Genomic DNA, 17,915 nt, shown 5'->3' with positions numbered 1-17,915 from the left:
GTGTCGAAGCAGGCGCGTGCTGTTGCTGGACTTCACGATGTCTGGCGAAGAGCTGTGATGACGCGGTCTCCCATGGAGGCGCAGCGGGCGCCGTCGAAGGGGAACAGGGCCGAGAATGCGCCGGAGAGCTTTTGTTCGATTGACTGGCGCATCATCTTCCGCGCCCGGTGCAGCCGTGTCTTCACGGTTTCAGGTTTGATGCCGAGATAAGATGCGGCCTCCTCCGTGCTCATGCCCTCGACGTCCCGCAGCACGAAGACGGCGCGAAATTGGTCCGGGAGTTCGTCGACGGCCTGTTCGAGGAGATGCCGCGCCTGGCTTCGCGAAAGCTCGCTTTCCGGATCGTTCGCGGAGAGCGAGGAGGGGAACTGGAGGACTTCTCCGCCTCGCGATGTCGTCTGCATGTCGATTTCCTCGAGCCCGGCGGTGTTCTTTCGGCTGCGCACCCGGCCTAGCGCCTCGTTGAGCGCAATCCGCGTCAGCCATGTCGAAAGCTCGGCCTCGCCGCGGAATGTCGCGAGATTGGTGAAAGCCTTGACATAGGCGGCCTGCACGACGTCTTCCGCTTCCCAATCGCTGCGGATGACGGCGCGCGCCGTGCGGAACAGGCGCTGATTGTGACGCTGGACGATGGCACGGATGGCGGGCTCGTCACCCTGTCTTGCAAGGGGTACGAGCTCGGCATCGGTGAGCGTCGATACGTGCTGCCGGTGTGGCGCGACCGGAACCGCTATGGCTGCCATGGAAATCTCCGCGTTGCTTGATCGGAGCCCGGCCTTACGGCCGGACGTCCAGCTTTCCCGTCATTGCGGGATGAAAGCGGCAATAGAAATCGACCGCTCCCGCCCGGCCGACCGTCATTCGCGCCTGCGATTTCGGCGGCAGGTCGACATCGAAGCTTTTGTCGCGAGCCGTCACCGTATGCCGAAATATATCATCGTTTCGCCAGACGATCACATCGCCGACATGCAGTTCGGCAGGCGTTGGGCCGAACTTCATGCCGGCGATGGTAAGCTGATATTCTGCCGCCGAGGCAACTCCGCTACTTGCCCAGAGCAGCGTCAACAACACCGGCAACAATTTTGTCGGCGACCCCATCGCAAGCCTACTTGATCATCGAAGCGAGATGCTCGGCATGCGTCTGGTGTTGCTTGAACAGCGTCAGGCCTGTTTCCAGCAGCGATTTCAGCTCTTCATTCTGCGCCGAAGGGATCAGCACCTTGGCAAGCGCATCGTTGACCGACTTATGATAGGCGACTTCGTTTTCGACATAAGCCTTGTCGAAGGCAGCGCCGTCCAGGGCGTCAAGCGTCTTCAGTTCCTTGTTCGCCTGGGTCGAGAGCGACTGGCTGATCTCGTTGTCCTCAGGCGTCACCTTCAGCTTCTTGACGAGGGCGAGCGCCTGATCGTTGACGGCCTTGTGATCGCGTTCCAAGGTCTTGGCGAATTCGACGACTTCGGGATTTTTGCTCTTCTTCAACGCCTGCTCGGCGGCGGTGATATCGATCTGCCCCGCCGTATAGGCGATGTGGGCGATCTGAGGGTCGGTCGGCTTGGCATCGACGGCGATGGAAGCCGCACCGAGCGATGCCGCGATGAAGGTTGCGCCGAGAATTCGTTTGAACATGATCTGTTTCCTTGTGTCCTCGCGTGACGCCCTGCCTGTCGGCAGCGGCGGCGTTGCGCCTTGGTAGCGAGCATTGGATGCAGATCGGTCGAGAAGGTTCCCGAAAATTTGCCGGAATGACTTCGGTCGACGGGGTCGGAGACCATTGGCAAGCCCTGGCGGCTGCGAACGCAGCGATAGAATCGACTGCGTTCGGCAGCGGCATGATCGGGCCGCTTCTAGATAGCTAGTCAGCGCTCCCCATGACTCTCTGTTTCAGAGACGGGCGCGTCATCTCGCATCAGGCCGAGAGATTTCAGGTCCTCCCACAGTTTGCGAGGGATATGTCTGTTCCGTCCGCGGTGATTTGACGCCACTTGATCGATCGACTGGCCACCCGGGATGACGGAAACGACAGCCGGATGAAAGAAGGGAAAGTTGAGAGCCGCGTCTGAGAGAGCGACATTGTATTTCAGGCAGACTTCCTCGATTCGCCGGACTTTATCGAGGATGTGTAATGGGGCGTCAGAATAATTATATTGCGCGCCGGCAACCGGGCCCGTCGCCAGTATGCCGGAATTATACGGTCCGCCGAGCACTATGCCGATGTTGCGGGCGGCGCACAGGGGAAGAAAGGATTCCAAGGCTTGCTGCTCAAGCAGAGTATAGCGTCCGGCAAGCAGAAACAGGTCGAAGTTACAACGCTCGGCAAGCGTCTGACACATCTCCCACTCGTTTATTCCGCCACCGACGGCCTTCACGACTCCCTGGTCGCGTAGCGAGGTCATGGCCTGATACCCACCGTTCATGAATTGCTCGACATAATGATCGCAGGCCGCCTGGGTGCCGTGATTGAAGACATCCAGATCGTGCACGAACAGAATATCGAAGCTGTCCAGCCCGGTCCGCTCGAAAGAGGCTTCGAAAGATCGCATGACTCCATCGTAGCTGTAGTCGAAAACTTCTCGGCGATTTGGAGTACCGAAGAACTTGCCGATGCCGGTCCGCTGTTCAGGTCGGCAGACCTTGAGGAGCCGGCCAACTTTTGTCGAGATGACGAAGTCATTACGCTGCTTCGTTGCAAGGAAGCGGCCAACCCGCCTCTCGGCGAGGCCAAGCCCGTAGAGCGGCGCAGTGTCGAAGTAACGGATGCCGTGTTGCCAGGCCGCATCCAAGACTGCTGCCGCCTCCTCATCGGTTATCGCCCGATAAAGATTGCCGAGAGGCGCGGTGCCGAACCCGAGTTCGGTAAAGGTCAGCCCGCCGTCGCCCCTGCGATCCCAATGTCGCGTCTTCATGTCAAGGATCCGCATTCCATATTCGTTTGCTGCTCGTGCTGGAACTGCATTCTAACCAATAACGCTCTTGGGTGGAATCGAGCCTGAAGTGAGAAACCCCGGTCTGCGATGGTCCCGGCCAGGGGCGCCCCATCCAGCCGAATCCCGCAGAAGAGCGGTATATCCGGTGCATTAACCGGGTGAGTTGCGTAACCAGCTGACCGACTTAACGAAGCCCAAACCAGTGTTGTCGTATGACATGTTTATTACATGGTTTGGAAGGTGGACCCAACGCGGTGAATGGCATCTGGACGCAATTTGGCGGCAACCTTTCCTTCGTGTCTCTGGCGATGTCGCTCTGGGCGCTCTTTTCGATCCAGTTTCAGCGCCGTTCCTTCCGGCAGGAGAAGATCGCTTTCGGAATCATAGCCGGCGGCGCCTCCATCGGATCCATATTGCTTTCGATCGAATTCCATCCCGGCATTTATATCGATCTGCGATTTTCACCGCTTGCATTGGCCGGCATGTTCGGGGGACCGATTGCTGCGGCTATTGCAGCATCGCTGGCGATCGCCTTCCGCTTTGCGGTCGCCGGCACGGCGATGGTCGATGGCATCATCACCATCGCCTTCGCGACCGGCATCGGCGTGGCCGGCCATTTCTGGACCCGCAAGAGATCTCCCGGTTTCACCGACGTCGTTCTGCTCGGCGTTGCCCTTGGCGCCATTCTGGTTGCCGCGATGGCCTTGCTTCCCACCCTCGTGACTGCCCATCTATTGGCGGGAGCGGGATTTCCCTTGACGGCCTTGAATTGTCTGGCGACCGTGCTGGGTGGCATCGTCCTCCTCAAGACGCAGCAATGGGAGCTCGAAAGAAGCATTCTGGTGACGGCATTTTCGCAATCGCCGGACTATCTCTATGTGAAGGACCGGAACAGCCGCTTCATCACCGTCAATGAAAACATGACGCGCCTCTTCCGTTTCAGGACGACGGCGGAGATGACCGGATTGTCGGATTTCAATCTGATGTCGCAGCCGCTCGCTGAAGAATTATATCATCTCGAGCAGCAGGTGATGGAGACAGGGACGCCGCTGATCGACTCCAATGAGCGGATCGGAGGCCGTTTCCTGCTCGCTTCCAAGGTGCCGCTCAGGGACAAGCAGGGACGGATCATTGGTCTTGCAGGCGTAACGCGTGATGTGACCGATCGCACAGCGCTGGAGCGGGAGTTGCGCGAAAGCAAGAATCTGCTGTCGCATGCAATGGCGAACATGTCCGACGGCATCGCCATGTACGACAGCAAAGGCTTTCTTCTCTTTTGCAATGATCAGTACCGTGACGCTTTTCCGCTCTCCGGAGACGCCCGCGTGGTCGGCGCGCACATCAGTGATATCTTGCGCCGCGTCGTCGAAACCGGCGAGCGGCCGGCCATCGCAGAGGGTGATCCGGAAGAGTGGATCAAGACCGCCAGCGCGACTCTGCACAGCAATAAGGATGAGGAGGTCCAGTTTCACAACGGCGATTGGCGCAGCATCCGCACAAGGATTGCAGGAGACGGCACGGCGATGGCCGTCGTCTCGGATATTACGGCGACGAAGCAGGCGGAAATCGCGCTTAGGCTGTCGGCGGAGCAGTTGAAGAATCTCGCCGAGACTGACGGGCTTACCGGGATCGTCAATCGCCGCGCTTTCGACGAAGCCTTCGCCCGTGAGACTGCGGGCAGCGCCAGGAAAAATACGCCTTTCAGCCTGTTGATGGTCGATATCGACCGCTTCAAAGCCTATAACGATACCTATGGCCATCCCGCCGGCGACCAGTGCCTGCGCGTCGTCAGCAAGTGTCTGCGCCAGTCTGTCAGCCGGCCGGCGGACATCGTCGCGCGTTACGGCGGGGAGGAATTCGCCGTGTTCCTTCCCGACACCAGCGCCAGGGGGGCGATGATCGTTGCCGAGCAATTCGCGCGTCGCCTGGCCCAGGAGAATATCATTCATTCCGGCAGCGAGTTTGGCCGGGTCACCGCCAGTATCGGCATATCCTGCATGACAGGCGCGACCCTGCGGACCAGCCCGAACCGTCTGCTGGCCGAGGCCGATGCCGCGCTCTACGAGGCCAAGACGCAAGGCCGCAACCGCATCCTGGCACACTCCCGCGAGAACGGGCATGCCATGAAGGAAACCGGTTAGACTCGAATCCCGACAGGGCCTCACTCTGTCGATAGGATTCTTCTATCGAGCCATGGAGCGCACGCCCTTGATGTTTATCGCAGTTCGACAATACAGGGCGCATGGACACAAAATTCATTGGGAAGAAATCGGCGGCAGCCGGCGGCTGGGGCGCTCTGAAAAGCTGCGGCAAGCAATTGCTGCAAAGCGGCATGCCCATCTCCGGGGCGCGGGCGATGCTGAAGGCGAACCAGCCGGACGGCTTCGATTGCCCGGGCTGCGCCTGGGGCGATCCGGAACACGGATCTTCGTTCGAATTTTGTGAAAACGGCGTTAAGGCCGTCGCCTGGGAGGCCACGGAAAAGCGGGCGACCCCTGCCTTCTTCGCGGCGAGGACGGTCTCCGAGCTTCGCAAGTTGTCGGATTACGAACTGGAACTCAATGGCCGCCTCACCCATCCGATGCGTTACGATGCTGCGAGCGACCGTTACCTGCCGGTGGCGTGGGAGGATGCTTTTGCCGAGATCGGCAGCATTTTGAAGGGCCTCGATAATCCCAATCGGGCGGAGTTCTACACGTCCGGCCGCGCCAGCAACGAGGCTGCCTTCCTCTATCAGTTGTTCGTGCGGATCTACGGCACCAATAATTTTCCCGATTGCTCCAACATGTGCCACGAGGCGAGCGGCATCGGCATGCGTCAGGCGATCGGTGTCGGCAAGGGCACTGTGCTGCTGGAGGATTTCGAAGAGGCCGACGCGATCTTCGTGATCGGGCAGAACCCCGGTACCAACCATCCGCGAATGCTTGGCGACCTGCGCCGGGCGGCAATGCGCGGGGCGCGAATCGTCGTCCTCAATCCCTTCCGCGAGCGCGGACTGGAGCGCTTCTCCGATCCGCAGGACAAGATCGAGATGCTGCGTGGCGGCTCGACCGACATTGCCAGTCTTTATCTGCAACCGCAGCTCGGCGGCGACATGGCTGCTGTGCGTGGAATGGCAAAGGCGGTGCTGGCCGCGGAAGACGCTGCGGTTGCGGCCGGTCTGCAGCCGGTTCTCGACCATGCGTTCCTGGCCGAACATTGCGCGGGTTTTGGAGAATACCGGGCAGCGGTCGAGGCGACGGCCTGGGCTGACATCGAAGACCAATCGGGACTGAGCCGACGGGACATCGAACAGGCGGCCGATGTCTATATCAGGGCCGAACGGGTCATCTGCACCTGGGCGATGGGTGTGACCCAGCACCTGCATTCGGTGGCGACGATCCGGGAGATCGCCAACTTCATGTTCCTGCGCGGCAATATTGGCAAGCCTGGCGCTGGCCTTTGCCCGGTTCGCGGTCATTCCAACGTGCAAGGCGACCGAACCGTCGGCATCAACGAAAAACCGTCCGAGAATTTCCTCTATGCGCTGGAGAAGCATTTCCGCTTCTCCGTGCCTCGTGACCACGGCCACAATGTCCTCGCGGCGATCGGGGCGATGCTCGACGGCTCGGCCGAGGCCTTCATCGGGCTTGGCGGCAATTTTGCCCGCGCCACGCCTGACAGCGCGCTGGTCGAGAAAGCGCTTCGGCGGTTGAAGCTGACGGTGCATATCGCCACCAAACCCAATCATTCGCATCTGATGCCCGGCGAGGCGTCCTTCATTCTGCCTTGCCTCGGCCGCACCGAGATGGATCTGAATTCTGCCGGCAATTCCCAACTCGTCAGCGTCGAAGATTCGATGAGCATGGTGCATGGTTCCGCCGGCATCAACCGCCCGGCCTCGCCGCATCTCCTCTCTGAGGTCGCCATCATTGCCGGCCTTGCGCAGGCGACGGTTGGCTCCTCCGTGGTCGACTGGGCAGAGCTTGCCGACGATTACGACCGTATCCGCGATCATATCGAGGCGACCATTCCAGGCTTTGAAAATTACAATGCGCGTCTGCGCAAGCCGCGCGGATTCCATCTGCGCAACGCGGCTGCCCATCGGGAGTGGGAGACGCCGGCGGGCAGGGCGTCATTCTCCTTCCAGCCGCTTCCAGAGGAGACGGTGCACCAGCGTGCCCGAAGGGGCGAGGGGCGTTTCGCCCTGCAGACGTTCCGGTCGCACGATCAATACAATACGACGGTCTATGGTCTGGATGACCGATATCGCGGTGTCTACGGAGAGCGGCAGGTCATCTTCATTCATCCGGCGGATCTGAAGGCGATGAATGCCGAAGCCGGTGACTGCGTCGACGTGATCGGCGAGCACGACGACGGCATCGAGCGCGTCGCGCGGGATTTCCGCTTCGTGCCCTATGACATTCCGCGGGGCAGCATTGCCGGTTATTACCCGGAATTGAACGTGCTCGTGCCGCTCGGCAGCGCCGGCGAGGAAAGCGATACGCCGACCTCTAAATCGATCATGGTTTCCTTACGCAGACGAGACGCCGCGTGAGGAATGAGCCTTCCGGCGCCGACAGGTTTCTTGGCCTTGTCGCTTCGGCGCAAGACAGGGACAGCGAACTGACCTCCATACAGGCCGGTCTGCTCGTTGCTGCCGAGCTCGGGATCGCATTCGACAGCCGCACCTTTGCGCGAATGCTGGGGATCGCGCATGCCCTTGTGTTGCGGGAACTCAGCGCCCTGACAGTTCGGGATGATAAGCTTGAAATCGTCAGACGGGATCCGCGGACCATGCGCGTGCACTACAGGCTGGCCGCGCTCTAAAACACAGAGGGCGCAAAGAGCGAAAGGGGAAGATCGCGAGGCGCGTCAGATGCTGGTTACCCGCGGCTCGCGCGCTTTCTCGTCTCGGACGGGTATTCGCCATATGTTGTCTTGTAGACCGCTGAAAAGCGGCCGAAATGAAAGAAACCCCATTTCAGACAGATGGCCTTCATCGTCTTCGTGCACTCGGGATCGAGCAGATCGCGGCGCGCCGCACGCAGACGAAGCGTCAGCAGGTAGGCGGCGGGGGATGTCCCCTTGAACGCGCGGAAACCGGTTTCGAGTGCTCTGCTGGAGACGCCGGCCGCTTCGGCCACCTTTGGCATGGTGATCGGCTTATCGATATTGGCCTGCATGAATTCGATCGCCCTGCGCACATGTCTCGGCGCAATCAGGGCCGGCCCCTTTTCCAGGAAATGCGACAGCCGGTGCGGCACCATACGCACGACAAGATCGGCCAGCGCCTGCGTCATATGCGCCATGGCGATCGGGGACTGCAGCAAAGGGCCGTCGTCGCGCATCCCTGATATGATCGTTTCCGTGAGGTTGCCGATCGTACGGCCCGCCGGCGACGACAGATCCAGTTCCGGCAAAAGGTCGATCGAGCCGCTGAACGGCATTTCGAAAGTCTGACCGATGGTCTGGAGGATAACGGGCCAGTTGATCAGCAGTTCGTCGATGACGTTGCCTTCCCCATGCATGAGAACGCTGTCGGGTTCGAAATTGTTGTAGAGAAGCAGTTTGCCTTGGCCGGCCTCGGCCTTGCGCGCGCCATAAGTGACTCCCATGCCGCCGCGACGCGGCACGACGAGCGACAGATACTCCGCCGTGCTGACAGTCGGCTCGATGTTGAATTGGAACTCCGCCTCGTGATAGCCCGTCAGCAGGACGGCGCTCTCCGCCACTGAAAAATCCAATCCCCAATGGAAGTCCTTCGCGCGGCCGACCGGCTCGGCATCAAACGCCCCGAAAGCGCCGCCGAGAGTTTCCACCATGTTGTCGAAGGACGAACCATGGAATCGGAAGGAGAATGGCTGGGCGCTGTTTTCCGTCATGCTGTCCCTCGCTATTTCCGCTGGCGGCGGATAAGGCATGACGCCCCGGCGGCATCGCCATCAGATGAGTGCGTCCTTCTTTTTGGGTTGGGCGTCGGCGATTCATCTTTCTTCTCGCGCCTTTCAGGACCCGATGAAGGGCAGGATGAACGAGGCTTGGCTGTATATTAGCGAATAAGAGGCCAAAGCGCATTAAGCGTCAGCGAAACGGGCAGGTTTCAGGTGATGCGGGTGTCGGCATCGCTGGTTGGAGCAAGCAGGTTCAGGCCGAGCCACAGTGTGGCCTATGAACTGGCGGATCTTGGCCGGCAGGAACTGACAGAAGCGGCAGCACTCGGCAAGGTCGCGGAGCCGCCGCTTTGATGGTAGTCCGGTGATGAAACGTTGAGCCAGCGTGGGCAAATGGCGCGTTCGGGTGCGCTAGCCAAAAGTCGCCTGCCGAAGGTTCTAAAGTGGACCGCTCGAGATAGCCTTCGGCAGGCTGACAGGCAGTTGGCATACGCACGGGATGGGGTGCGTATGGATGTAATCCCCTTCCACCATTTTGGGGTGAGTGATGGAGGGGGCTTCCGGACCGTAGCCATCATGGCTCCGGTCGGGTCTACTTTAGTATTCCGTAGCGATGGAGCAATTGTCGGGCGCCGATATTGTCGGCCAATCGGCTTTTCGTGACGCAGTCTGGACTAGTCCTGCGCAAAACGTATAGGCTTGGCGCTATCTGCCCTTCTTTTTAAGGCACGGGATCAAAGCTCCAATCCGAGTCGCCGGCCGGAAATGAAGGACCACGCTGTCGTAACCGGGACGAAAATTTCGGCGGGTCAGTATGGCGGCGAAATGGGCCGGCATCGACTCAGACCACGATCATCTCGGCGCCGCCGATGGCGCGTCGGCGTGACGTGCTCGTCACCCGGCACGCCGTTCTTGGCCAAGTTTGTGCTATGCGCTCCGAAGACGATCCTGTTGCCCAAGCTGCGCCCGCGCACACTGACGAGCGAAACCAGACGCGGAAAAAGCTTCGACATGGTGGTCCCTCAGGCAGCCGGCTTGCCCGTTGCAGTGCGTGGCGACGTGCCGACCGTCAATGTCGCCGGGCAACCGAGAGGCGTACGTGGACCTTCAGAGCGCGACCGAAAGGGCGCTGTCGCGCTGGGGAGCCACCTCCTGCGAGTTCACCATTGCGCCGGCGAGCTGGCGGAAGGTAACAAGCCCCAATGTTTCCCCCGACGGGGAAACCACCCTGGCATTATCGTCCGGCGTCGAAGCCAGCATCCGGACGGCCTCTTCGACCGTCGTGCCCGCTGCGATCGTCAACCCGCCCGCTGCCGCGGCGGAGTGCAGAGGTGTCATGATGGCTTCGACATGAACGACCCGGCCTCGGTTCACCTCCTTGACGAAGTTGGCGATGTAGTCGTCCGCAGGGCGCAGCACGATGTCCTGGCTGGTGCCCTGCTGGATGACTTCGCCGTCGCGCAGGATTGCAATCTGGTCGCCCAGGCGCAAAGCTTCGTCGAGATCGTGGGTGATGAAGACGATGGTCTTCTTGATCTCCTTCTGAATGTCGAGAAGGACCGTCTGCATGTCCGTGCGGATCAAGGGGTCCAGAGCCGAATAGGCTTCGTCCATCAATAGAACCGGGGCATCGTTGGAGAGCGCCCGCGCCAGGCCGACGCGCTGCTGCATGCCGCCGGAAAGCTGGTTGGGATATCTCTGCTCGAACCCTTTCAGGCCAACCCGCTCCAGCCAGCGCATGGCGACGTCGACCGCTTTTGCCCGCTCCATGCCCTGCACTTCAAGGCCGAACATGGTGTTGTCGAGAACGTTGCGATGCGGCAGAAGCGCGAACTTCTGAAACACCATGGCGGTCTGCTGCCGGCGGAATGTCCGCAATTCGGTCTCGTTCATCTTCACGACATCGACGCCGTCGACCAGCACTTCGCCGGCGGTTGGATCGATCAGCCGGTTGATGTGCCTGATGAGGGTCGACTTGCCCGATCCGGAAAGGCCCATGATGACCTGGATGCGGCCGGAGGGGATCTCGATATTGATATCCCGCAAGCCCAGCACATGACCGTACTTTTCGTTGAGTTCGGCTTTCGTCAGGCCTTTCTGCACCGCTCCGACATGAGCGGCCGGGTTGGGGCCGAAGATCTTATAGAGATTGCGGATCTTGATGCCGCCGAAACGATGCTCAGCCATGGACAGTCTCCCGATGCTTCTGGAGCCTTTTGCCATATGCCTGGCTGACCCGGTCGAAGATGATGGCGATGCCGACGATGGCAAGCCCGTTGAAAATGCCCAGCGTGAAGTACTGGTTGGCGATCGCTTTCAACACCGGCTGGCCAAGACCCTGGACGCCGATCATCGAAGCGATGACCACCATGGCGAGCGCCATCATGATCGTCTGGTTGATGCCGGCCATGATGGTGGGAAGCGCCAGCGGCAGCTGGACCTTGAAGAGCTTCTGCGATCGCGACGTCCCAAAGGCATCGGCAGCTTCGAGCACATCCTTGTCGACCAGACGGATCCCGAGATCGGTGAGCCGGATCATCGGCGGAATGGCGTAGATGACGACGGCGATCAGGCCTGGCACCTTGCCGATACCCAAGAGCATGACGACAGGAATGAGATAGACGAAGCTTGGCATCGTCTGCATGACGTCGAGGATCGGGTTGACGACACGCTGCAGCCGGTCGGAGCGGGCCATCAGAATGCCGATCGGAATGCCGATGGCGATGGAGAGCACGGTGCAGACAAAGATCATCGAGACCGTCCGCATGGTATCGTCCCACATATCGAAATAGCCGATCAGCAGCAGAGTAACCAGACAGCCGAGAACGATCTTCAGGCTGCGGCTCGCAAACCAGGCAATGACGAGGATGATCAAGGTGATGATCGGCCACGGCGTCTGTGTCATGAAGCGCTCAGCGGCGATGAGGAAATGCTGAAGCGGAACGAAGAGGTTTTCGATGCTCTCGCCATAGCTGCGCGTGAAGGCACGAAAACCGTCGTCGATCGCTTTCTTCAGATTTCGAAGCGCGTCGTCGTTCATGTGCGGGAATTTATAAAACCATTCCATTCGGATCCCCTTTTTCTTCAAAGAGCCGTGGCAGTCTTTTTGATTTTATCGGCAGCGAGAGGCGGTGCGCTCTCGCGCACCGCGGTAGTCAATGTTAGAGCGCAGCTTCGATCTTCTTGGCCGCCTCGGGCGAGACCCACTTGGTCCAGATGTCCTTGTTTTCTTCAAGGAAGTGCTTGGCGCCGTCTTCGCCGGTCGCCTGATTGTCAGTCATCCATGCCATCAGCTTGTTGACCGTTTCGTTGGACCAGGAGCGTTTCGCCAGATAGTCCATGACTTCGGGGCCGGCCTTCTCCGAGAAGGGCTTGGCGACCAGGGTCACGATCTTGTCGACCGGCCATGCATTCGGCTTCGGATCAGGGCAATCGGCGACGGTGTTGCAACGCTTCCATTCGGCAGCGTCGTTCGGCACGCCGGCTTCGAGCTTGACCATCTCATACTTGCCGAGTAGTGCCGTCGGAGCCCAGTAATAACCGACCCAGCCTTCCTTGCGTTCGTAGGCTTTGGAGATCGAACCATCGAGCCCAGCGGCCGAACCGGTATCGACGAGGGTAAAGCCCGCCTTCTCTGCCTCAAACGCCTTGAAGAGCTGCGTGGTCACCACGGTGCCGCCCCAGCCCTGTGGCCCGTTGAAGATGGCGCCCTTCTTCGGATCTTCGGGATCGGGGAAGAGTTCCGGATGCTTCAGCACGTCGCCAATGGTCTTGATGTCGGGATGGGCGTCGGCAAGATATTTGGGAATCCACCAGCCCTGCACGCCGCCGTCCGGCAGCGGCGAGCCGACCTGAACGATGCGGCCTTCATCCGTTCCCTTCTTGACCACGTCGGGCAGCAAGTCGATCCATGCTTCGGGCGCGATATCGGGCTGTCCCTTTTCGGCCATGGAGGTGATCGTCGGAACAGTGTCGCCAACGGTGATATCGGCGCTGCAACCGTAACCTTCGTTCAAGATGAATTTGTCCAGGTTCGAGAGAACTTCGGCGCTCTGCCAGTTCATGCTGGCGATGGTGACGCTGCCGCATTCGGCGGCGCCGGCGAAGGACGCGCCGCCGATCAGGCCGAACGTCAAACATGTCGATGCAAGTAGTTTCTTCATTCTCGTTCCCTCTATTTAGCGGCTGATCTGGCTAGGCGGGGTGCCGCAGTACCCGCCCTCGACGGTCGTCAGGAAGCAGCTCCCATACTCACCGATTTCTTGAATGCTGATGATAATCCTTCGGCCACCGCCGCGTCGAACCCGGCGGTGCGCATGCCTTCGATGGCTGCCGCGGTGGTGCCGCGATAGTCGAGAAAGGTTTGAACGACGTCGTCGGGACATTCGTTGCCGCGCTCTAGCAGCCGGCCGGCGCCTGATATCACCGTGTTGACGGCGCGGCGCGCAACCTCGGCCGGCAGGCCCCGGGCGACAGCGTCGCGCATCATGGCCGCGGCAAGCATTGCCGGGAATGCCGGCCCGGAGCCGGAAAGGCCCGTGAGATAATCGATGTCGCTTTCGCTTGCGACCTCGTCCTCAATTCCGCAGGTCTCGAAGATCGCCCGGACGACGGACCGGTCATCTCTCGTGACATCGTTCGCGCCGATCCAGGGTGTGTAGGATTTCCCCACTTCGGCAGCGGCATTCGGCAGCGCGCGGACGACGCGGCCGGTCTTGTGGCGCTCCGAAAGGGCTGCCAAGCGAATGCCGGCCATGACCGAAATCACGAGCCTGCCGGAAGCATCCACCTCGAGCGGACGCCAGTCATCGGGGCGGACGGAGAGAAGGATCACATCCGAGCGATCGGCAAGCGCCTGGTTGTCGGTGGTCCAGAAGGAGTTCGGGAAACGTCGCGGCTGTTCGTTTCGATAGGAGAGGCCGAGATTTTCAGGATTCACCAGGCCGGAATCGAGGATCGATCCGGCAATCGCCCCGCCGAGCCAGCCGCCGCCGCCTATAATACCAATCCTCAGGGAAACGCTCATCTGGGTTTCCTTCAACCGGGCCGATAGCCATGCCGGGCGAAGAAGCGATCAAGCTCCCTCTGTTGCGGCACTTCGCCCGTGTAGATCGCGATATATTCCGGAATCCGTTTCATGCGGACGGCGATATCCTCCTTCGACTGCATGGAAATATAGCCGATCTGAACGAGATAAGTTGTCCGCGCTCTGACATCCGATGTCGTTTCTGGTACCCCGAACCGCATAAACATGCGTTTGAGCGCCTCCAACCGGATCTGATCGGCCTGCTGGACCTCGGCCAGAAGTTCGTCCGACTGCAGCGCCCAGCTGCGAACGGCAAACTCGAACTTGGCGTCGAAGAGATCGGTGTTCAACCAGCAATCGAAGACGTTGAGCATCGCTTCGGCCAGCGACTCCGCATAGGCTTCGGCCTGCTTGACGATATTGCCGGTGTTTTTCTCGCGCCACCGCGCCACCAGTGCGCTCAACAGTTCCTCCCGGTCCTTGAAGAACCAGTAGAAGCTCGTTCGCGAGAGATTGAGCTTCTTTGCGAGCGGCAGAATTTTCACAGAATCTACGCCGGATTCCAGCAGCGATTGGTAGGCTGCTTCCAGCCAACCCTCCTGTGATCCGCGCCAACCGGTGTCGTTTAGAGCCTGGTCCATAGACTATCTCCTATCAAATTATGGAGCGGCGTACAAGAAAAATGTACATCGCTGTCGAAATATACGACTCCACTGTTTTCCGCGTTGACACATATGTACATTGAGCTTAGCGTCTGCTTCAACGTTTTTAATCCGGAACCGCGGCCCATGTCGAATGATCCCCTCCTTCAGCCTTACCAGCTCAAGCACCTCACGCTGCGCAACCGTATCATCGTGACCGCTCACGAGCCGGCCTATCCGGAAGACGGCATGCCGAAGGGGAAATATCGCTCCTATACGGTGGAGCGCGCAAAAGGCGGGGTTGCCTTGACGATGACGGCGGGCTCGGCCGCGGTTTCGCGGGACAGCCCGCCGGTCTTCAACAACCTGCTGGCCTATAAGGACGAGATCGTCCCCTGGATCAGGGAAATGACGGACGCTGTGCATGAGGAGGGTGCGGCGATCATGATCCAGCTTACCCATCTCGGTCGGCGTACGCGCTGGGACAAGGGCGACTGGCTGCCGGTCTTGGCCCCGTCGCATCACCGGGAAGCTTCCCACCGCGCCTTCCCGAAGAAGATTGAAGATTGGGACATCGAGCGCATCATCAAGGATTTCGCCGACGCGGCCGAGCGGATGAAAGCGGGCGGTATGGATGGGATCGAGCTGGAGGCCTATGGTCACCTGATCGACCAGTTCGCATCTCCGTTGACCAATGAGCTCGAAGGCTCCTACGGCGGGGCGCTCGAAAACCGCATGCGCTTCTGCCTCGATGTGTTTGGGGCAATACGCGAGAGGGTGGGGGAAGAGTTCATTCTCGGCGTGCGCTATACTGCGGACGAATGTCTGCCCGGCGGCAACGGGCGGGCCGAAGGCATGGAGATCTCCAAGCGGCTGCGCGATAGCGGTCTCATCGATTATCTGAACGTCATTCGCGGCCACATCGACACGGATCCTGGCCTGACCGACGTCATCCCCATACAAGGCATGGCCAACTCCCCGCACCTCGATTTTGCCGGTGAGATCCGTGCCGCGACCCAGTTTCCGACCTTCCATGCGGCGAAGATTCCCGACGTCGCCACCGCGCGCCACGCGATCGCTTCCGGCAAGGTCGATATGGTCGGCATGACCCGTGCCCACATGACCGACCCGCATATTGTTCGCAAGATCATTGAAAAGCGGGAGGAAGACATTCGTCCCTGCGTCGGCGCCAACTACTGTCTCGACCGCATCTATCAGGGCGGGGCCGCCTATTGCATCCATAACGCTGCCACCGGCCGCGAGCTGACAATGCCGCATATCGTGGCAAAAGCCGACGTAAGGAAGAAGGTTGTCATTGTTGGCGCCGGCCCTGCCGGGCTGGAGGCGGCGCGCGTTGCGGGAGAGCGCGGCCACGAGGTGGTCGTTTTCGAAGCGGCGAACAACCCGGGCGGTCAGATCCGCCTTACAGCTCAAAGCGAACGCCGCAGGGAAATGATCAGCATCATCGACTGGCGCATGAGTCAGTGCGAGAAATATGATGTCACCTTCCACTTCAACACCTGGGCGGAAGCGGACACGATCGAGGCGGAGAAGCCCGATGTCGTCATTATCGCGACGGGCGGCCTGCCGCATACCGAGGTTCTCTCGAGCGGCAATGAGCTGGTCGTCTCCTCTTGGGACATCATCTCCGGCGACGTGAAGCCCGGAACCAACGTGCTGATTTTCGACGATGCCGGCGACCACGCCGGCCTTCAGGCGGCGGAGTTCATCGCCAAGGCGGGCGCCAAGGTCGAGATTATGACACCCGACCGTTCCTTCGCACCCGAAGTCATGGCAATGAACCTGGTGCCCTATATGCGCTCACTCCAGAAGCATGACGTGACCTTCACCGTCACTTACCGCCTGGAAGCCGCCGAAAAAAGCGGCAACCAGCTCGTCGCCCATGTCGGCAGCGATTACGGCGGGATTGCGCGGCAGCAAAACTACGATCAGATCGTCGTCAATCACGGGACCATCCCCCTCGACGAACTTTATTTCGAGCTGAAGCCCAGATCCAGCAATCTCGGCGAAATGTCGCACGATCAACTTCTCGCGGGGAAACCGCAATCCGTCATCCGCAATCCCGAGGGCAAGTTCCAGCTGTTCCGGATCGGCGACGCTGTCGCTGCCCGCAACACGCATGCCGCTGTCTATGACGGTCTGCGCATCGCGAAGGACATATGATTGCAAGAGAGGCCGCCGGTCGGCAGATCGGGAGGGAATAATATGAGTTTGCGTAACGAAAGCCTCCAGCATTTCCTGGAAGCTGCTTCGGTCGCTTTCGGCCAGTTCGCCAACGCTCCAGAAGCCCGCCGCTCGATCGGGCAGTTTTTCGCGGCGCTGGAGCGTCCGGGGACTGCGCGCGTGGGAGACGGAAGCCGATTGCCCGTCTGCGCTCATCTCGATATGGCGCTCGCGGTCGATACGTCCTATGCTTCGTTGGCGCAGATGATCGAGGCGTTCAAAGGCATCGAGCCGATGCTTGAATGGCGTCGGCGCGCCAAGTATGACCGCTCGGCCAGCGACAATTTCGTCGATGGGCATGCCAATGCGATGATCACCGGCCCCGGCGGATTGGAGGAGCGGAGTGACCTCTGGTTCGGCGTGACGTTGATGGCGCCGCATGTGCGCTATCCGGTTCATGATCATGCGCCCGAGGAAGTCTATCTCGTACTGTCCGAGGGGGAGTTCAAACAGGGGGAGGGGGACTGGTTTTCGCCGGGCATTGGCGGATCCTTCTATAATATCCCAGGGATCAAACATGCCATGAGGTCGGTCCATACGCCGCTCTTCGCCTTCTGGGCGTTGCTTGCCGAACGGCCGCACCAGTAGCGTGAGACGCGCAGAAAAAACGTTCGGCGCGGTAAGGGCCAGCATTCGGAATAACAAAGGGGATTTGCAAATGAAGATTCTCGTGCCCGTCAAGCGGGTTGTCGACTACAACGTGAAGATCCGCGTGAAGCCGGACGGCACGGGTGTCGAGCTTGCCAATGTGAAGATGTCGATGAACCCGTTCGACGAGATCTCGGTGGAAGAGGCGCTGCGATTGAGGGAAGCCGGCAAGGCGGAGGAAGTGGTGGTGGTTTCGATCGGCCCGGCCAAGGCCGAGGAGACGCTGCGGACGGCGCTCGCCATGGGCGCCGACCGGGCGATCCTCATCGAGACCGACGACGCCGTCGAGCCGCTCACCGTGGCAAAGATCCTCAAAGGTGTCGCCGAAGCCGAACAGCCGGGCCTTGTTATAACAGGCAAGCAGGCGATCGACGATGATTCGAACCAGACCGGCCAGATGCTGGCGGCGCTGTTGGGCCGGCCCCAGGCGACCTTCGCCTCGAAGATCGAGATCGGTGACGGCAAAGCGACCGTGACCCGTGAGGTCGATGGCGGCCTGCAGACGATCGAGATCAAGCTGCCGGCGGTCGTCACCACCGACCTCAGACTGAACGAGCC

17 protein-coding genes are annotated in these 17,915 nt (G+C 60.3%); 7 read left to right on the top strand and 10 right to left on the bottom strand.

Annotated elements, in window-relative coordinates; all coding sequences use genetic code 11:
- Window positions 1–32: 32 nt before the first annotated feature.
- The 4 genes from FFR93_RS20235 to FFR93_RS20220 form a co-directional block, all read right to left on the bottom strand.
- Window positions 33–743: an RNA polymerase sigma factor gene (locus FFR93_RS20235; RefSeq protein WP_138394517.1), complete on the bottom strand. Its 711-nt coding sequence runs from the start codon at window positions 741–743 to the stop codon at window positions 33–35.
- A 34-nt stretch (window positions 744–777) separates the two neighbouring features.
- Window positions 778–1,098 carry a cupredoxin family copper-binding protein gene (locus FFR93_RS20230; protein WP_138394516.1) on the bottom strand — a complete coding sequence of 107 codons (321 nt, stop codon included), beginning with the start codon at window positions 1,096–1,098 and terminating at the stop codon, window positions 778–780.
- A gap of 7 nt (window positions 1,099–1,105) precedes the next feature.
- Window positions 1,106–1,627, bottom strand: a complete 522-nt coding sequence (locus tag FFR93_RS20225) for a DUF4142 domain-containing protein (protein WP_138394515.1) — start codon at window positions 1,625–1,627, stop codon at window positions 1,106–1,108.
- 230 nt (window positions 1,628–1,857) lie between these two features.
- Window positions 1,858–2,904, bottom strand: coding sequence for an aldo/keto reductase (locus tag FFR93_RS20220; RefSeq protein WP_138394514.1), 1,047 nt, complete (start codon window positions 2,902–2,904; stop codon window positions 1,858–1,860).
- 233 nt (window positions 2,905–3,137) lie between these two features.
- Here FFR93_RS20220 and FFR93_RS20215 point away from each other — a divergent pair, with 233 nt between their 5' ends.
- The 3 genes from FFR93_RS20215 to FFR93_RS20205 all read left to right on the top strand — a co-directional run bounded on the left by FFR93_RS20215 (window position 3,138) and on the right by FFR93_RS20205 (window position 7,734).
- On the top strand, window positions 3,138–5,066 hold the full coding sequence (locus FFR93_RS20215; RefSeq protein WP_171049222.1) for a diguanylate cyclase: 1,929 nt from the start codon (window positions 3,138–3,140) through the stop codon (window positions 5,064–5,066).
- 101 nt (window positions 5,067–5,167) lie between these two features.
- Window positions 5,168–7,462, top strand: coding sequence for an FdhF/YdeP family oxidoreductase (locus FFR93_RS20210; RefSeq protein WP_138394512.1), 2,295 nt, complete (start codon window positions 5,168–5,170; stop codon window positions 7,460–7,462).
- Window positions 7,459–7,734 (top strand): hypothetical protein, encoded by a 276-nt coding sequence (locus FFR93_RS20205; protein WP_138394511.1) that lies wholly within the window; start codon window positions 7,459–7,461, stop codon window positions 7,732–7,734. Before FFR93_RS20210 ends, FFR93_RS20205 begins: the two co-directional genes overlap by 4 nt.
- 56 nt (window positions 7,735–7,790) lie before the next feature.
- Here FFR93_RS20205 and FFR93_RS20200 read toward each other — a convergent pair whose 3' ends face one another.
- The gene (locus FFR93_RS20200; RefSeq protein ID WP_138394510.1) at window positions 7,791–8,789 is read right to left on the bottom strand and encodes an AraC family transcriptional regulator; all 999 of its coding nucleotides are present in this window, start codon (window positions 8,787–8,789) and stop codon (window positions 7,791–7,793) included.
- A gap of 231 nt (window positions 8,790–9,020) precedes the next feature.
- Here FFR93_RS20200 and FFR93_RS41950 point away from each other — a divergent pair, with 231 nt between their 5' ends.
- Window positions 9,021–9,152: a hypothetical protein gene (locus FFR93_RS41950; protein WP_259663980.1), complete on the top strand. Its 132-nt coding sequence runs from the start codon at window positions 9,021–9,023 to the stop codon at window positions 9,150–9,152.
- A 753-nt stretch (window positions 9,153–9,905) separates the two neighbouring features.
- Here the strand turns inward: FFR93_RS41950 and FFR93_RS20195 are convergent.
- The 5 genes from FFR93_RS20195 to FFR93_RS20175 form a co-directional block, all read right to left on the bottom strand.
- Entirely contained in the window at window positions 9,906–10,985 is a 1,080-nt protein-coding gene (locus tag FFR93_RS20195) for a glycine betaine/L-proline ABC transporter ATP-binding protein (protein WP_064708548.1), read from the bottom strand.
- Window positions 10,978–11,865, bottom strand: a complete 888-nt coding sequence (locus tag FFR93_RS20190) for a proline/glycine betaine ABC transporter permease (RefSeq protein WP_064708549.1) — start codon at window positions 11,863–11,865, stop codon at window positions 10,978–10,980. Before FFR93_RS20190 ends, FFR93_RS20195 begins: the two co-directional genes overlap by 8 nt.
- A 94-nt stretch (window positions 11,866–11,959) precedes the next feature.
- Window positions 11,960–12,961 (bottom strand): ABC transporter substrate-binding protein, encoded by a 1,002-nt coding sequence (locus tag FFR93_RS20185; protein WP_064708550.1) that lies wholly within the window; start codon window positions 12,959–12,961, stop codon window positions 11,960–11,962.
- Between the two features lie 68 nt (window positions 12,962–13,029).
- Window positions 13,030–13,824: a pyrroline-5-carboxylate reductase dimerization domain-containing protein gene (locus FFR93_RS20180; protein WP_138394509.1), complete on the bottom strand. Its 795-nt coding sequence runs from the start codon at window positions 13,822–13,824 to the stop codon at window positions 13,030–13,032.
- A gap of 11 nt (window positions 13,825–13,835) precedes the next feature.
- A complete protein-coding gene (locus FFR93_RS20175; protein WP_138394508.1) occupies window positions 13,836–14,465 on the bottom strand; it encodes a TetR/AcrR family transcriptional regulator in 630 nt (209 codons plus the stop codon).
- 147 nt (window positions 14,466–14,612) lie between these two features.
- On the opposite strand from FFR93_RS20175, the gene FFR93_RS20170 reads away from it, so the two are divergent.
- The 3 genes from FFR93_RS20170 to FFR93_RS20160 form a co-directional block, all read left to right on the top strand.
- On the top strand, window positions 14,613–16,649 hold the full coding sequence (locus FFR93_RS20170) for an NADH:flavin oxidoreductase (RefSeq protein ID WP_138394507.1): 2,037 nt from the start codon (window positions 14,613–14,615) through the stop codon (window positions 16,647–16,649).
- Window positions 16,650–16,691: 42 nt separating this feature from the next.
- Window positions 16,692–17,297: a dimethylsulfoniopropionate lyase gene (locus tag FFR93_RS20165; protein ID WP_138394506.1), complete on the top strand. Its 606-nt coding sequence runs from the start codon at window positions 16,692–16,694 to the stop codon at window positions 17,295–17,297.
- Between the two features lie 70 nt (window positions 17,298–17,367).
- Window positions 17,368–17,915: electron transfer flavoprotein subunit beta/FixA family protein (locus tag FFR93_RS20160; protein ID WP_138394505.1), on the top strand; the 548-nt coding region annotated here is incomplete at its 3' end.

The sequence above is a fragment of the Rhizobium sp. MHM7A genome, from assembly GCF_005862215.1.
GTDB classification, from domain to species: domain Bacteria; phylum Pseudomonadota; class Alphaproteobacteria; order Rhizobiales; family Rhizobiaceae; genus Rhizobium; species Rhizobium bangladeshense.
Note: the sequence above shows the minus strand (reverse complement) of the source record. Positions and strands in the feature narration are given on the sequence as shown.

Coding starts and splice junctions, on each gene's coding strand:
- FFR93_RS20165 (WP_138394506.1), top strand. CDS start 16,692: ATGAGTTTGCGTAACGAAAGCCTCCAGCATTTCCTGGAAGCTGCTTCG.
- FFR93_RS20220 (WP_138394514.1), bottom strand. CDS start 2,904: ATGAAGACGCGACATTGGGATCGCAGGGGCGACGGCGGGCTGACCTTT.
- FFR93_RS20170 (WP_138394507.1), top strand. CDS start 14,613: ATGTCGAATGATCCCCTCCTTCAGCCTTACCAGCTCAAGCACCTCACG.
- FFR93_RS20175 (WP_138394508.1), bottom strand. CDS start 14,465: ATGGACCAGGCTCTAAACGACACCGGTTGGCGCGGATCACAGGAGGGT.
- FFR93_RS20190 (WP_064708549.1), bottom strand. CDS start 11,865: ATGGAATGGTTTTATAAATTCCCGCACATGAACGACGACGCGCTTCGA.
- FFR93_RS20215 (WP_171049222.1), top strand. CDS start 3,138: ATGACATGTTTATTACATGGTTTGGAAGGTGGACCCAACGCGGTGAAT.
- FFR93_RS20195 (WP_064708548.1), bottom strand. CDS start 10,985: ATGGCTGAGCATCGTTTCGGCGGCATCAAGATCCGCAATCTCTATAAG.
- FFR93_RS20230 (WP_138394516.1), bottom strand. CDS start 1,098: ATGGGGTCGCCGACAAAATTGTTGCCGGTGTTGTTGACGCTGCTCTGG.
- FFR93_RS20225 (WP_138394515.1), bottom strand. CDS start 1,627: ATGTTCAAACGAATTCTCGGCGCAACCTTCATCGCGGCATCGCTCGGT.
- FFR93_RS20235 (WP_138394517.1), bottom strand. CDS start 743: ATGGCAGCCATAGCGGTTCCGGTCGCGCCACACCGGCAGCACGTATCG.
- FFR93_RS20185 (WP_064708550.1), bottom strand. CDS start 12,961: ATGAAGAAACTACTTGCATCGACATGTTTGACGTTCGGCCTGATCGGC.
- FFR93_RS20200 (WP_138394510.1), bottom strand. CDS start 8,789: ATGACGGAAAACAGCGCCCAGCCATTCTCCTTCCGATTCCATGGTTCG.
- FFR93_RS20180 (WP_138394509.1), bottom strand. CDS start 13,824: ATGAGCGTTTCCCTGAGGATTGGTATTATAGGCGGCGGCGGCTGGCTC.
- FFR93_RS20210 (WP_138394512.1), top strand. CDS start 5,168: ATGGACACAAAATTCATTGGGAAGAAATCGGCGGCAGCCGGCGGCTGG.